The organism is Micromonospora sp. NPDC047812, assembly GCF_040704175.1.
Taxonomy (GTDB): Bacteria; Actinomycetota; Actinomycetes; order Mycobacteriales; family Micromonosporaceae; genus Micromonospora.
On the sequence record NZ_JBEYRY010000002.1, the window covers coordinates 783,308 to 797,904 of the forward strand.

Annotated in this window: 13 protein-coding genes; 6 read left to right on the top strand and 7 right to left on the bottom strand. The window is 73.9% G+C overall.

Features of this window, described 5'->3' with window-relative positions:
- Positions 1 to 37: 37 nt before the first annotated feature.
- Positions 38 to 1,516: an NCS2 family permease gene (locus AB0883_RS11380; protein WP_366641109.1), complete on the bottom strand. Its 1,479-nt coding sequence runs from the start codon at positions 1,514 to 1,516 to the stop codon at positions 38 to 40.
- An 87-nt stretch (positions 1,517 to 1,603) separates the two neighbouring features.
- Between AB0883_RS11380 and AB0883_RS11385 the strand changes: the two genes are divergently transcribed.
- Complete coding sequence (locus tag AB0883_RS11385; RefSeq protein ID WP_366641110.1) at positions 1,604 to 1,861, top strand: DUF2530 domain-containing protein; 258 nt, start codon at positions 1,604 to 1,606, stop codon at positions 1,859 to 1,861.
- Positions 1,862 to 1,906: 45 nt separating this feature from the next.
- On the opposite strand, the gene AB0883_RS11390 is transcribed toward AB0883_RS11385, so the two are convergent.
- Entirely contained in the window at positions 1,907 to 2,746 is an 840-nt protein-coding gene (locus AB0883_RS11390) for a DUF3027 domain-containing protein (RefSeq protein ID WP_121396996.1), read from the bottom strand.
- 87 nt (positions 2,747 to 2,833) lie between these two features.
- On the opposite strand from AB0883_RS11390, the gene AB0883_RS11395 reads away from it, so the two are divergent.
- Together AB0883_RS11395 and AB0883_RS11400 are read left to right on the top strand one after the other, a co-directional pair.
- Positions 2,834 to 4,522, top strand: a complete 1,689-nt coding sequence (locus AB0883_RS11395; protein ID WP_366641111.1) for an MFS transporter — start codon at positions 2,834 to 2,836, stop codon at positions 4,520 to 4,522.
- Complete coding sequence (locus tag AB0883_RS11400) at positions 4,519 to 5,184, top strand: futalosine hydrolase (protein WP_366641112.1); 666 nt, start codon at positions 4,519 to 4,521, stop codon at positions 5,182 to 5,184. The genes AB0883_RS11395 and AB0883_RS11400 overlap by 4 nt, the downstream gene beginning before the upstream one ends.
- A 57-nt stretch (positions 5,185 to 5,241) precedes the next feature.
- On the opposite strand, the gene AB0883_RS11405 is transcribed toward AB0883_RS11400, so the two are convergent.
- Complete coding sequence (locus AB0883_RS11405) at positions 5,242 to 6,102, bottom strand: helix-turn-helix transcriptional regulator (RefSeq protein WP_366641113.1); 861 nt, start codon at positions 6,100 to 6,102, stop codon at positions 5,242 to 5,244.
- A gap of 766 nt (positions 6,103 to 6,868) precedes the next feature.
- Here AB0883_RS11405 and AB0883_RS11410 point away from each other — a divergent pair.
- Positions 6,869 to 7,744, top strand: a complete 876-nt coding sequence (locus AB0883_RS11410; protein ID WP_366641114.1) for a 1,4-dihydroxy-6-naphthoate synthase — start codon at positions 6,869 to 6,871, stop codon at positions 7,742 to 7,744.
- Here the strand turns inward: AB0883_RS11410 and AB0883_RS11415 are convergent.
- Positions 7,705 to 8,091: a cold-shock protein gene (locus tag AB0883_RS11415; RefSeq protein ID WP_101413859.1), complete on the bottom strand. Its 387-nt coding sequence runs from the start codon at positions 8,089 to 8,091 to the stop codon at positions 7,705 to 7,707. The two genes, AB0883_RS11410 and AB0883_RS11415, sit on opposite strands and share 40 nt — an antisense overlap.
- Before the next feature lie 34 nt (positions 8,092 to 8,125).
- Positions 8,126 to 8,749: an HAD family hydrolase gene (locus AB0883_RS11420; RefSeq protein WP_121397001.1), complete on the bottom strand. Its 624-nt coding sequence runs from the start codon at positions 8,747 to 8,749 to the stop codon at positions 8,126 to 8,128.
- A gap of 85 nt (positions 8,750 to 8,834) precedes the next feature.
- Here AB0883_RS11420 and AB0883_RS11425 point away from each other — a divergent pair, with 85 nt between their 5' ends.
- Positions 8,835 to 11,315, top strand: coding sequence for a helicase-associated domain-containing protein (locus AB0883_RS11425; protein WP_366641115.1), 2,481 nt, complete (start codon positions 8,835 to 8,837; stop codon positions 11,313 to 11,315).
- A gap of 11 nt (positions 11,316 to 11,326) precedes the next feature.
- Here the strand turns inward: AB0883_RS11425 and AB0883_RS11430 are convergent, their stop codons facing one another.
- Entirely contained in the window at positions 11,327 to 11,575 is a 249-nt protein-coding gene (locus AB0883_RS11430) for a hypothetical protein (protein ID WP_366641116.1), read from the bottom strand.
- Between the two features lie 141 nt (positions 11,576 to 11,716).
- The gene (locus AB0883_RS11435) at positions 11,717 to 12,610 is read right to left on the bottom strand and encodes a L,D-transpeptidase (RefSeq protein ID WP_366641117.1); all 894 of its coding nucleotides are present in this window, start codon (positions 12,608 to 12,610) and stop codon (positions 11,717 to 11,719) included.
- A gap of 174 nt (positions 12,611 to 12,784) precedes the next feature.
- Between AB0883_RS11435 and AB0883_RS11440 the strand changes: the two genes are divergently transcribed.
- Entirely contained in the window at positions 12,785 to 14,464 is a 1,680-nt protein-coding gene (locus tag AB0883_RS11440; protein WP_151456858.1) for a DNA repair helicase XPB, read from the top strand.
- The last annotated feature ends 133 nt before the right edge of the window (positions 14,465 to 14,597 follow it).

Consider the following 14,597-nt stretch of genomic DNA (forward strand, 5'->3'; position numbering starts at 1 on the left):
GTACCCGATTCGGTCACCGGCCCGGAGCGAAGGGTGTTCAGAGCACCACGGACTCGATCGGCCCACGCAGGAAGTAGAGCACGAAGAGGGCGGCCACCCCGTACAGCAGCGGGTGGATCTCCCGGGCCTTGCCCTTGGCGAGCTTCACCACCACGTACGAGATCAGGCCGGCCCCGATGCCGTTCGAGATCGAGTACGTGAAGGGCATCAGCACGATCGTCAGGAACGCCGGGATCGCGATCTCGTAGTCGGACCAGTCGATCGTCCGCACCGCGGTCATCATCAGGAAGCCGACCACCACCAGCGCCGTGGACGCCGCCTCGAACGGCACCACCACGACCAGCGGCGCCAGGAACATCGCCAGCAGGAACAAACCGCCGGTGACCAGGTTGGCCACGCCCGTGCGGGCGCCCTCGGCGACACCGGCGGCACTCTCGATGTACGAGGTGTTGCTGGACGTGCTCGCCGCACCGCCGGCCGCCGCCGCGATCGAGTCGACCAGCAGGATCTCCTTCGCCCGCGGCGGGGTGCCCCGCTCGTCGAGCATGTTCCCCTCCTGGCCGACCGCGACCATCGTGCCCATCGTGTCGAAGAAGTCCGTGATCAGCAGGGTGAACACGAACATCAGCACGACGACCCAGCCGGCGCGGCCCCACGAGTCGAACACGTTGAAGTTGCCGAGCAGCGACAGGTCCGGCACGTCCACCCAGGTCTTCGGCAGCTCCGGGACGTTCAGCGCCCAGCCCTTCGGGTTGGGCTTGCCGTCGACGAAGGACGGCCCGATGTTCGCCACCGCCTCCACGATGATCGCCAGCACGGTGGAGCCGAGGATGCCGATCAGGATCGCGCCCCTGACGCGGCGCACCAGCAGCACGATGGTCAGCAGCAGACCCACCACGAAGACCAGCAGCGGCCAGCTGGCGAGCTTGCCGCCGATGCCCAGGCTGACCGGGACGGTGCTGTTCTGCACGTCCGGCACCCGGCGCACGAAGCCGGCGTCGACCAGACCGATGATGGTCAGGAAGAGGCCGATGCCGACGCCGATCGCCGTCTTCATCTGCGTCGGCACCGAGCGGAACACCGCCGTACGCAGGCCGGTCAGCACCAGCACCGCGATGATCACACCCTCGATCACCACGAGGCCCATCGCGTCGGCCCAGGTCATCTCCGGGGCGATCTCGTACGCGACCAGCGCGTTGACGCCCAGACCGGCGGCGAGCGCCAGCGGGAACCGGCCGACCACGCCCATCAGGATGGTCATCAGGCCGGCGACCAGGGCGGTTGCCGCGGCGAGGGCGGCGATGGAGAGCTTCTTGCCGTCGCCGTCGACGGCACCACCGATGATGAGCGGGTTGAGCACCACGATGTACGCCATCGTGAAGAAGGTCGCCAGGCCACCGCGTACCTCGCGGCTCATCGTCGAGCCGCGGGCGGAGATCTCGAAGTACCGGTCGAAACCGTTACGGGGGTGCGCTGGGTCGGGTGGTGTGCCGTTCTCGGGCGGCGCTACTGACATCAGGTCCTCGCAGGTGATCTTCCGTTGTCGCGCGCATCGTCGCAGATCACCGGCCAGCAGGAAAAGTTGATCGCGTACGCTTGCCGCGTGCCGAAGGAGCAGCCACCGCGGCCCGAGCCGCTCGACCCGCCGATGGTGCCGTTCGCCCTCGCCGGGATGGCGGCCTGGGCGCTCGCCGGGCTGGTGCTGCTGGTCTTCTTCCGGGACTGGCTGAGCGCGCACGATCACCAGGACTGGCTGTGGACCTGCCTGGCCGGTTTCCTGTGGGGTTTCCCCGGTCTCGCCGTGATGATGCGGCACGACGCCAACCGGCGCCGCCGCCGCGCCGGCCGCGCCGGCCGCTGACCTGCGACGGCACCGACCCGCAGGGCCGGTGCCGCGCCGGTCGCGTCAGGGGTGCCCGTACGGCTCCGCCGGCTCCGCGGCCTCGACCGAGCCCGGCGCCCGGCTGACCGCCACGGGCTCGACCGCGCTGTCGTCGTAGACCGTCGGCATCTCCTCGACCGGGGTCTCGGCGGCCTCGATCAGGGTCTCCGAGTGGGCCCCGCAGCCGTGGTCGGCGCTGACCACCCGACCGTCGTCGGGGGCGTAGAAGTTGCCGCAGGCCCCGAAGGACTGCCGCAGGGCGCCGGCGAGCGGCAGGTAGAAGCCGCAGGTGCCGCAGCGGGCGGCGGCGGGGGCGGCGGCCGAGATCGCGGCGGACGGGCCGTGGTCGCCGTCGTACCAGCGCTGGGCGGCCTCGCTGCGCCCCTCGCGGGAGAGCACCCGGGCCCGGCCGAGACCCAGCTCCCAGGCCGTCTCCTCGACCGCCGGGTCGTCGGAGAGCAGGTAGCCGGGCTGGAGCCGGTCGTCGTCCGCCGGGGTGGGCAGCAGGTCGCCGGGGCCGAGGTCGCCCGGCTTGAGCCGCTCCTGCCACGGCAGCCAGCCGGGCGCGAGCATCGCGTCGGTGCCGGGGAGCAGCACCGTCTCGCAGACGGTGACGTGCCGGCTGCGCGGCACGCGGGTCACGGTGACCGCCCACCGCCAGCCCCGGTAGCCGGCGAGCCGGCACTCGAAGTAGTGGGTGACGAGTCGGTCGCCCTCCGCGACGGCCTGCAGGTGGTCGCCGATGTCCGAGGGGTCGACCTCGGTGATGGCGTCACGTGCCACCTCGACGGCGGCGGCGCAGACCTGGTCGAGACGAGCGGCACGGGCGGAGGCGGGCCTGGTCACCAGACCATTGTTCCCCATGCGTACGGCCGACCGACAGGCACCCGCCGACGACGTTCTGGGACAGTGGTGCGGCACGGACGGACCGGATGGGTGAGGATGGTGGACATGCCGCTGTTCTCCCGCTCCGGGCGGTCCGTACTCGGGCGGACCGTCGGCACCGGCATCAAGGCCGTCCGCCTGCTGTTCCGTGGCTCGGTCAGCAGTGGTCGCTGGATGACCCGGCGGGCGGGTCGGGCCCGCGCGCGGGGCGCCGGGGGCGAGGTCGGCATGGTCCGCCTCTTCGACCTGCACGCGGTCTCCTGCGCCGGGGACACGCTGATCGCCATCGGCCTCGCCGGGACGATCTTCTTCAACGTCCCGCTCGGCGAGGCGCGCAGCAAGGTCGCCCTCTACCTGCTGGTGACCATGGTGCCGTTCGCCATGCTCGCCCCGGTGGTGGGCCCGCTGCTCGACCACTTCCGCCACGGCCGCCGGTACGCGCTGGCCGCCACCATGCTCGGCCGCGCCTTCCTGGCCTGGTTGATCTCCGACTACATCCACGGCTTCGGCCTCTACCCGGCGGCCTTCGGCGTGCTGGCCCTCTCCCGCGCGTACGGGGTGGCCCGCTCGGCGGCCGTCCCGCGGCTGCTGCCGGAGGGGCTGGGGCTCTCCCAGGTGGGTGCCCGGGCCAGCGTCTACGGCACGGTGGCCGGCGCCCTGGTCGCTCCGATCGGGCTGGCCGCCTTCTGGTTCGGGCCGCAGTGGCCGCTCCGGGTCGCCTCGATCATCTTCCTGGTCGGCATGGTGATCTCCCTGCGGCTTCCGCCGAAGGCCGACTCCGAGCCGCCGGAGCGGGTGCCCCGACCGCTGCGGGCGCTCGGCCGGCGCACCGGTGACCGCCCGCTGGGCCGGGGGCGACCGGCCGGCCGGCTCGTGATCGCCACCCTGATCGGCGCCGCGACGCTGCGCGGGCTGTACGGGTTCCTGCTGCTCTTCCTGGCCTTCGCGATCAAGGCCGGCGACCTGACCACCGTCGTCTTCGGCCGGGACCTGGGCGACGAGGGGGCGCTGGGCCTCGTCGGCGCCGCGCTGGCCGTGGGCACCTTCCTCGCCACCGCGATCGGCACCCGGCTGCGCATCCATCGGCCCGTCGCGATCCAGTCCAGCGGCATGATCATCGTGGGTGGGGTGGCGGTCCTCGCCGCGCTGATGTTCTCGCTGCCGATGGTCGCCCTGCTCTGCCTGGTGGCCGCGCTGATCAGCGGCATCGCCAAGCTCGCCGTGGACGCCTCGATCCAGGAGCGCATCCCGGAGCGGCTGCGGGCCAGCTCCTTCGCCCACTCCGAGACGGTGCTGATGCTCGCGTTCGTCGCCGGGGGCGGGCTGGGGCTCGTACCCTTCGACGGCCGGATCGGCATCGCCGTCGCCGCCGGGGTCGGCACGCTGGCCGCCGTGCGGGGCGTGGTGGTGGCGAGCCGCCTGCGCGCCGAGCGGCTGGCCGGTCGCCCGCTCGCCGACGGGGAACTGGCGGACGACACCGACGATGCCGGCAGCGACGACGGCACGGGCAACGACGACGGCCCGGGCAGGAGCGACGGGACGGGCGCCGGCGCCGACACCCGCGCCGAGGCCGGGGGCGGCTCCGACACCGGGGTGGCACCCGTGTCGCCCGCCCCGGCGCAGGGCGGCTCGCCGCTGGACGACCCGGCCCTGGCCCCGCCCGGGTACCACATCTACCGGCCGTCGTCGGCCGTCGGCGGGGCGGGCGGGGCGGACGACGAGACCCGGCGGGAACCGCAGGGGCCCCTGCCGTGACGGGACTGCTGGTGGTCACGGCGGTGCCCGCCGAGGCCGAGGCGGTGCGCGCGGGCCTGCCGGACGCGTCGACGACGGTCCTGCCGGCGGGGGTCGGGCCTGCCGTCGCCGCCGCCACCACCGCTCGGCTGCTGGTGCTCGCCGAGGCGGCCGGCCGCCCGTACCGCGGGGTGGTCAGCGCGGGCGTGGCGGGCGGCTTCGCCGGCCGGGTGGAGGTCGGCGCGACGGTGCTGGGCTCCGTGTCCGTCGCCGCCGACCTGGGTGCCGAGTCGCCGGCGGGCTTCCTCCCGGTGGACGAGCTGGGCATGCCCCCGGAGTGGCTCGGTGGCGGCATCGCGCTCGCCGCCGATCCCAACCTGCTGGCCACCCTGCGGGCCGCGCTGCCGACGGCGACGGTGGGCGCGGTACTGACCGTCAGCACGGTGACCGGCAGCGCCGCCAGCACGGACGCCCTGCGCCGGCGTCATCCCGACGCGGTCGCCGAGGCCATGGAGGGGTACGGCGTGGCCGTCGCCGCCGCGCAGGCCCGCGTCCCCTTCGTCGAGCTGCGTACCGTCTCCAACCCGATCGGCCCCCGCGACCGCGACGCCTGGCGCATGCGTGAGGCGCTCGCCGCCCTCACCACCGCCGCCGCGGCCCTGGCCTCACCCGGCCTGCCCTGAGCCTGCCCGCCCGCCTGCCCGCCCCGCGCACTGGCCCGCCCTGGCCCGGCCCGGCGATCACCCTCCGGACGTCGATCGCCGGTCGAACCGCAGAGCCGTCGGTCGGCTCGCCTCCACCTGGTAGCCGCAGGCGATCAGGAAGCCGGCCCCACCGATGTGGGCGACGGCGCGCACCGTCCGCACACCGGCCCTGTCCAGTTCCTCGCCGAGGAGCTGAAGCAGCCGGCGGCCGATGCCCAGTAAGCGCAGCTGGGGCGCGACGAGGACACCGTCCAGCACCATCTCCCGCAGGTCGCCCAGATCCTCACCGAGCAGCAGGTCCTCGCTGCGTTCGTGTGCCCGGAGTTCGCCGACCAGCTCACCGCCCGGCAACTGGGCCACGAACCGCCAGCACCCGTCCGGCACCCCCTGCGTCACCCGACGGAAACTGACGGCGGCGCGGGCCCGTTCCCGTACCCGTCGCTCGTCGCGTCGACCACGGTGGAGGTCGTACGTCCTCTCCGGCACCCGCACCGGCCACTGCTCCGGTGGGACGTACCAGTGCCCCCACCACACACCAGGCCAGTCCTTCAGCGTCCGGACCTCCCGGACGTCGAGGTGGGCGGGATAGCGGCGGCCTCCCTCGTCGCGTCGTCCGTCGTGAGGGACGGGTGGCAGCACGGCGACGGCCCTCGGTTCGCCGTCCGTGCTCCCTTGATCAGCGGTCCGGACGCCCACCGCCAGCTCTCCGCCAGCAGCCCGGACCAACCGCTCCACCGTCCGCAACTTCGGATCGGCTCCCGGATCGGCCTCGATCCGCGCCAGCGTGCTCTTGGGCACGCCCGACCGACGCGCCAACTCCCGTTGGCTCAGGTCTGCCTGGCGCCGGAGAGCACGCAGCGCCGCCCCCACCTCGATCGGTCCGGTCGGCTCCGTCACACGTCGATCCTTGCGACGGCCACGAGCAACCGTCAACAAGCGCGACACACCTGTGGATAAGCCTGTGGACAACTGGTTTGGTGCTGTGCAACGGGTGCTCTTCGGCACGCTGTCGAGCTGCCCCGTTCGTAAGACCACCGGCCTAGGGAGACGCCGGCACCGTTGAGCGACCGGGTGTCCAGGAATGGACCGTCCGCGCTGGTCCCGGCGTGCGATGTGGGTGCCCTCGGGCATCAGCCGGGTCATCCGGCAGCAAGGGTGCGACGGCCGCAACCGGGCGGCGGTGCCGGTCCACGTCGTGCCGATCGGGGCGGTGCCCACTCGGCGCGCGCCGCACCGGGCTGACCGGCCCCAGGCCGCTCCCGTGCTGGTGCGGCCGGCACTCGCCGGATTGCAACTTGCCTCCATCTGCCGCAGCGCGGCTTGCGTCATCTGCCGGATCGCGGCTTGCCCCATCTGTAAGGGCAGCTCGACAGGGGGCCGAACAGGACACCATTGCCGCCCTGGTTGTCGCCGTCGCCTCCACTCGGCCCGTGGCTCGTGCTCGTGGCGTCAGAGCTCCCGCTCGGCGGACGCTAGCTGCTCGAAAGGACGCGGCTCGTCGTCGTGGGGACGTCTCCCGATCGCATCGTCGCGTGCACCGTCACCGCGCACACTTCCACCTCCGCGCCCCCCACCTCGCGAGGCAGCGCCACCACGCGGGGCAGGTCACAGTCGTGAGGCCCGGGCGAAGCCGGGCCCCTGGCGGCGGGGATACGGTGAGGGCGTGGCGCTCTCGCTGGCTTTCTCGCCCTGCCCCAACGACACGTTCGTCTTCCACGCCCTGGCGCACGGTCTCGTGCCCGGCGCGCCGCCGGTCGACGTCACGTACGCCGACGTGGACGTCACCAACACGGCCGCCGAGCGTGGCGCGTTCGACCTGGTCAAGGTGAGCTACGCGGCGCTGCCGTGGCTGCTGGACGACTACCATCTGCTGCCCTGCGGGGGTGCACTGGGCCGCGGCTGCGGCCCACTGGTACTGACCCGTGGCGACCAGCCCGACAGCCCCGGCCAGCCCGAGCGGCCCGACGGCCCCGGTCGCGCCGATCTGAGCGGTGCCACGGTGGCGGTGCCGGGCGACCGGACGACGGCGTACCTGCTCTTCCGGCTCTGGGCGGCCGAGCGGCCCCCGGCACGGATCGAGGTCGTGCCGTTCCACGAGATCATGCCGGGCGTCGCCGCCGGCCGGTACGACGCCGGCCTGGTCATCCACGAGGCCCGGTTCACCTACCCGCGGCACGGCCTGACCGCCCTGGTCGACCTCGGCGAGTGGTGGGAGGCCGACACCGGCCTGCCCATCCCCCTCGGGGCCATCCTGGCCCGGCGCGGCGCGGTCGACCCGGAGGCCGCAGCCGGGTGGATCCGCGAGTCGGTACGCCAGGCCTGGGCCGATCCGGCCGCCAGCCGCGAGTACGTGCTGGCGCACGCGCAGGAGATGGAGCCCGACGTGGTGGACCGCCACATCGGGCTCTACGTCAACGAGTTCACCGCCGACCTGGGGGACGCGGGGTTCGCCGCCGTCCAGGCGTTGCTCGGCCGGGCCGCCGACGCCGGGCTGGTGCCTCAGACCTCCAGCTCGTTGGCGACCGCGTGGACCAGCTGAGCGATCTTCTGCGCCGTCTTGCGGTCCGGGAAGCGGCCGCGGCGCAGGTCCGGCTGGACCTTCGCCTCCAGCACCTTGATCATGTCCTCGACGAGGCCGTGCAGCTCCTCCGCCGGCCTGCGACGCAGCTCCGCCATCGACGGCGGGGCGTCGAGCAGCTTGACCCCCATCGCCTGCGCGCCCCGGCGGCTGTCCACCACGCTGAAGTCGACCCGCTGGCCGCCCTTGAGGTCGGTGACACCCGTCGGTAGCGCGCCCTTGGGAAGGAACACGTCGCCACCCTCGTCGCTGGTGACGAATCCGTATCCCTTGGCCGCGTCAAACCACTTCACTCGACCCGTCGGCACCTGAGAACCCCTGCTTCGCTTGAGCTTGAGACGTCTACCGCTCCAAGGCTAGCCGGATCATGCCGTCCAGCGCCGCCGGGAATCCGGTGAGATCATCCAGCACCACCTCCGCCCCGGCCGCGCGCAGCTCGTCGGCGGTGCACGGGCCCGTGGCGACCCCGATGCCGGGCACGCCCGCCGCCCCCGCCGCCACCATGTCGGCCACGTGGTCGCCGACGTAGTGGGTCGCGCCGTGCCGCCGCAGCGCGGTCGCCTTCTCCTCCGCGAACAGGTCGCCCGCCACCTCGTCGGCCACCAGGCCGAGGTGGTCGAGGTGCAGCCGGGCCAGGCGGCCCTGCTTGGCCGTGACCACCAGCACCCGCCCGCCGCGTCCGCGTACCGCGTCGATCGCGGCGACCGCCCCGGGCAGCGGGATGGTGGGTGTGATCGCGTACGCCGGATACAGCTCGCGGTACGTCAGGACGGCCTCGTCGACCTGCTCCGGCGGGAACCAGCGGGCGATCTCCGTACGCAGCGGCGGGCCGAGCCGCGCCACGGCGGCCTCCGCGTCCACGTGCACCCCCGTCCGGGCCGTCAACGCCCGGAAGGCGTCGGCGATGCCGGGACGCGAGTCGACCAGGGTCATGTCGAGGTCGAAGCCGACCGTCAGCGCTGCCATGCGGGAGAACGTACCCGCCCATCCCCGGGTCGGCCGGACGTCCGAGGGGCGGGAGGGCCCTCCGTCGGGCTAGCGTGGAACGACGATGACCACCTCACTCGCCGACCACCTGCGGTCGCTGCCCGACGAGTCGCTCGCCGCCCTCCTCCAGCTGCGGCCGGACCTCGTCGTACCCGTGCCGGCCGACGTCTCCGCGCTCGCCACCCGGGCCCAGTCGCGGGTCTCGGTGGCCCGCGCCCTCGACGTGCTGGACCAGTTCACCCTGCTGATGCTGGACGCCGCCCGGCTGACCCGGGACGCCGCCGACGGGACAACCTCCACCGACGCGGTGCTCGCCATGGCCACCGCCGGCCCGCAGCCGCCCGCCCCCACCACCGTCCGCGCCGCCGTGAACCGGTTGCGCGCGCTCTTCGTGCTGTACGGCCCCGAGAGCGCCCTGCGCGTGGTGGCGAGCGTCGACGAGGTGTCGCCGTACCCGGCGGGCCTGGGTCGACCGGCGGCGGAACTCGGCCCGCGGACGGCGGCGCTCTGCGCGGACCCGGCGAAGCTGCGGCGGACGCTGCTGGCCGCGCCGCCCTCGGCCCGGGCGATCCTGGACCGGCTGGCCGCCGGACCGCCGGTCGGCAGCGTGCCGGCGGGCGCGTTGCAGGCGCCCCCGCTCGGCGCGGAGGACGACCTGCCGCCGGACCCGACCAACGGCGGCGCGCCCACCGGCTCGCCGGTGCGCTGGCTCGTCGACCACCACCTGCTGGTGCCGGTCTCCGGCGGCAGGGCCGGCGCCACGGGCACCGTCGAACTGCCCCGCGAGGTCGGCCTGCTGCTGCGCCGCGACAGCGGCCCGCTCGGCCCGCTGCGCAGCAGCCCGCCGCCGGTGGCCACCGCGCCGCGCGAGCCGAAAACCGCCGACTCCGCCGGGGCCGGGCAGACCATGGAGGTGGTACGCCACACCGAGGGGCTGCTGGAGCAGCTCGCCGCCGAACCGGCGCCGGTGCTCCGCTCGGGCGGCCTGGGCGTCCGCGACCTGCGCCGGCTCGCCAAGGCCGTCGGAGTGGACGAGCCGACGGCGGCCCTGCTGCTGGAGGCGGCGTACGCGGGCGGGCTCGTGGGCGAGGTCGACCTCCCCGGGGCCACCACCACCCGGCACGGCGCCGACCAGCAGGTCCTGCCCACCGCCGGGTACGAGGTGTGGCGGGCCGGGACGCTCGCACAGCGCTGGGAGCAGCTCGCCCGGGCCTGGCTGACCATGACGCGGCAGGCCGGGCTGGTGGGGCAGCGCGACGACCGGGACCGGCCGATCACGGTGCTCTCCGCAGAGGCGGAACGCGCCGGCGCGCCGGCCGCCCGACGGGCCGTGCTGGAGGTCCTCGCCGACCTGGAGCCGGCCACCGGGCCCACCCCCGAGGAGGTGCTGGCCCTGCTCGACTGGCGGGCGCCGCGGCGCAGCCGGGGGCGGGAGGCCGCGCACCGCGAGGTGCTGGCCGAGGCGGCCACGCTGGGCGTGACGGGACTGGGGGCGCTCACCTCGTACGGGCGGCTGCTGCTCGCCGACGTGACCGCCGCCGACGAGCGGGGCGGCGACGACCCCCTCGGGCTGCGGGCGGACACCGAGAGCGGCGACCCGACCAGCACCGTACGCGCGCTGGACGCCCTGCTCCCCGCCCCGGTGGACCACTTCCTCGTGCAGGCGGACCTGACCGTCGTGGTGCCCGGCCCGCCCGACCCGGCGCTGGCCGCCGAACTGGAGGTGGTGGCGGAGCACGAGTCGGCCGGCGGCGCCAGCGTGCACCGGGTCACCCCGGCCAGCGTGCGCCGGGCCCTGGACGCCGGCTACTCGGCCGACGACCTGCATGCCCTGTTCCGCCGGCGGTCGCGCACCCCCGTCCCGCAGGGACTGACGTACCTGGTGGACGACGTGGCCCGCAAGCACGGCGGGCTGCGGGTCGGCTCCGCCGGGGCGTACGTGCGCAGCGACGACGAGGCACTGCTGACCGAGGTGCTCGCCGACCGGCGGCTGGAGCCGCTGGCGTTGCGCCGGCTGGCGCCGACGGTGCTGTCGACGCCGTACCAGGTGGGTCGGATGCTGATGGTGCTGCGCGACGCCGGTTACGCCCCGGTGCCGGAGGACGCGAGCGGCTCGGCGGTGCTGGCCCGCCCGAAGACCCGGCGGGCCCCGGCCCGGGTGCCGGTGACGACCCGCACGCTCGACCCGCTGACCACACCGAAGCTGGCCATGCCCCGCCTGCTCGGCGTGGTGGAGCAGATCCGGCGCGGCGACGCGGCGGCCCGGGCCGCGCGGCGGGCACCGGCCGTGGTCCGGGGCGGGGTCGGGCGCACCGGTCCGGCGCCGGTGCCCTCCCACAGCGACGCCCTCGCGGTGCTCCAGCAGGCGATCCGGGACCGGGCGCTGGTCTGGGTCGGGTACGTCGACGCGCACGGGGCGACCGCGTCCCGGCTCGTCCGGCCGGTCTCGATGGGCGCGGGCTACCTGCGCGCCGAGGACGACCGGACGGAGATGCTGCACACGTTCGCCCTGCACCGGATCACGGCGGCGGTGCTGGAGGACTGAGCGGGGGCGGGTCAGCGCCGGCTGCGGCGTACCGTCCCGACGACGGAGACGATCAGCAGCAGCGCGAACCCGGTGCCGACCGACTCGCCGACCGAGGCGACGAAGCCCTGCTGGAGCACCAGCCAGCCGAAGAGGAACCAGCCGAAGAGCACCACCCCGGCGACCGCGTACGCGACGACCGTGGCGGTGGAGACTTCCTCGGCGGGGGACGGGTCGCGATCGAGGGTGTGTTCCCGGGCCACTTCGCGATCGACCGTCATCTCCGACCTCCCCGTCCGGTGCGACGCCTGGCATCCAGCGTGACACCCCGGTGGCGGGAGTGACAGGGGATAAAACCCGGATCGGACGAGTTGTGCGATGCGTCGGAGGCGTATCGGGTCGGCTCAGGTGCCCCGGGTGGCTCAGGTGCCGGGGCGCCGCCCCATCAGCACCACCTTGCTGCCGACCTTGCCCAGTTCCCAGAAGCGGACGGCGTCGCCGGGCAGCAGGTTGACGCACCCGTGCGAGCCGATCGCCTTGTTGTGCAGGTAGGTCGTTGTCTGGTGGAAGCCCATCCCCCGGGTGAAGTGCTGCCAGTACGGCAGCCACACCTCGTACGGGTCGGACCACTCCTTGACGTTGCGGTAGTTGATCGTGAACGTGCCGGCGGGGGTGCGGTAGCCGGGCATGCCCGTGCGGGTGACGGTCGGCTTGACGAGCACCTTGCCGTTGCGCATGACCCAGGTGGTCTGCCGGGTCAGGTCGATGCAGAAGGTGGTGCCCGAGCCGGCCCGGCAGCGCGCCGTGTCGGTGGTGGCGAGGCGCTTCGCCACGTCGTGGGTGGTGGGCCCGGCGCGGCCGTGGGCGGGGCGGATGTCGTACCGCTTCTGGAACTTCTTGATGGCGACGCAGTCGGCGGCGGACTGCCGGCCGTCGACGGTCACGCGCCCGAACCCGCCCAGCCGGGCCAGGTGCGCCTCCACCTCGCGCTGGTGCTCGCCCTGCGGGCAGCCGGCGGCGGACGGCGACCCGGTGGGCTTCGTCGCGGTGCGCGTCGGCTCCACCGTGGGGCGCGTCGGTGCCGGTGTGCTCCGCGTCGGCTTGACCCTGGGCTTCGGCGGCGCCGTGCTCGGCTGCGCCCGCTGGTCCGGCCCGGGCGCACCGCTCGCCCCCGTTACCCGCTCCGCAGCCCCGGCCGCGACGGGTCCCCCGCCCCCGCCGCCGTCGGCCTGCGGATCGAACGTGCACGCACCGGCACCGACCAGCGTGACCACTGCCAGGGCGACCAGCCGGCTGCTGATCCGGACATGTTTCATGCTGCCTCCCTGACAGGTGTTCCCTTTGCTAGACGTTGCGAGTACCGCTCCGGTTGCTCCAGGTGAGCAGATTTTTCTGCCGTCACCCGGGTGCGTGCAACACTGGTGGGTCGGCCTGGGCGGGTCAGTCGCCTCCCGGACAGCCGGCGACCGAGGCGGAGGAGAGGCACTGGCGTGAGCGGTGGACCCCTGATCGTGCAGTCGGACAAGACCCTGCTGCTGGAGATCGACCACCCGGACGCGCAGGCATGCCGGATGGCCATCGCGCCCTTCGCCGAGCTGGAGCGCTCCCCCGAGCACGTGCACACCTACCGGCTGACGCCACTCGGGCTGTGGAACGCGCGCGCCGCCGGCCACGACGCCGAGGGCGTGGTGGATTCCCTGATCAAGTACTCCCGCTACCCGGTGCCGCACGGGCTGCTGGTCGACGTGGCCGAGACGATGGACCGGTACGGCCGCCTCCAGCTCGCCAACGACCCGGCGCACGGCCTCGTCCTGCGGGCGCTGGACCGGCTGGTGCTGATCGAGGTCGCCAAGAGCAAGAAGCTCGCCGGGATGCTCGGCGCGAAGCTGGACGACGACACGATCGCGGTGCACCCGTCCGAGCGGGGCCGGCTCAAGCAGGCGCTGCTCAAGCTCGGCTGGCCGGCCGAGGACCTGGCCGGCTACGTCGACGGCGAGGCGCACCCGATCGAGCTGGCGGAGGCCGGCAAGGACGGCCGGAAGCCGTGGACGCTGCGGTCGTACCAGCGGGAGGCCGTGGAGGCGTTCTGGGCCGGCGGGTCGGGCGTCGTGGTGCTGCCCTGCGGCGCCGGCAAGACGCTGGTCGGGGCGGCGGCGATGGCCGAGGCGAAGGCGACCACCCTGATCCTGGTCACGAACACGGTGGCGGGGCGGCAGTGGAAGCGGGAGCTGATCGCGCGCACGTCGCTGACCGAGGAGGAGATCGGCGAGTACTCGGGCGAGCGCAAGGAGATCCGCCCGGTCACCATCGCCACGTACCAGGTGCTCACCTCGCGCAAGAAGGGCACGTTCACCCACCTGGACCTGTTCGGGGCCCGCGACTGGGGCCTGGTCGTCTACGACGAGGTGCACCTGCTGCCCGCGCCGATCTTCCGCTTCACGGCGGACCTCCAGGCCCGCCGCCGGCTGGGCCTCACGGCGACTCTGGTACGCGAGGACGGCCGCGAGGGCGACGTGTTCAGCCTGATCGGCCCGAAGCGGTACGACGCGCCGTGGAAGGACATCGAGCAGCAGGGCTGGATCGCCCCGGCCGAGTGCACCGAGGTACGCGTGACGCTCACCGACGCGGAGCGCATGTCGTACGCGACGGCGGAGGCCGAGGAGCGCTACCGGATGGCGGCCACCGCCCGCACCAAGCTGCCCGTGGTGAAGGCGCTGGTCGACCGGCACCCGGACGACCAGGTGCTCGTGATCGGCGGCTACATCGACCAACTCCACCAGCTCGGCGAGTACCTCGACGCGCCCATCGTGCAGGGCTCGACCACCAACAAGGAACGCGAGCGGCTCTTCGACGCGTTCCGCTCCGGCGAGGTGCGGACGCTGGTCATCTCGAAGGTCGGCAACTTCTCCATCGACCTGCCCGAGGCGGCGGTGGCGATCCAGGTGTCGGGCACGTTCGGCTCCCGCCAGGAGGAGGCGCAGCGGCTCGGCCGGGTGCTGCGGCCGAAGGCCGACGGCCGCCAGGCGCACTTCTACACGGTCGTCTCCCGGGACACGATCGACACCGAGTACGCGGCCCACCGGCAGCGCTTCCTGGCCGAGCAGGGGTACGCGTACACGATCGTGGACGCCGACGACGTCCTCGGCCCGAAGCTCCCCACGGTCGACTGACCGTCAGCCTGGTGTCCCTCGCGCGCTGTAGACCTGATGTCGTAAACGACTCATCCGCCAGCGTCTCGCGATTCGGCAATCGCGGCTACGCATTCCCGTGGGGTCAACCCTGCCGATCTGTGCGAGGTGAGGG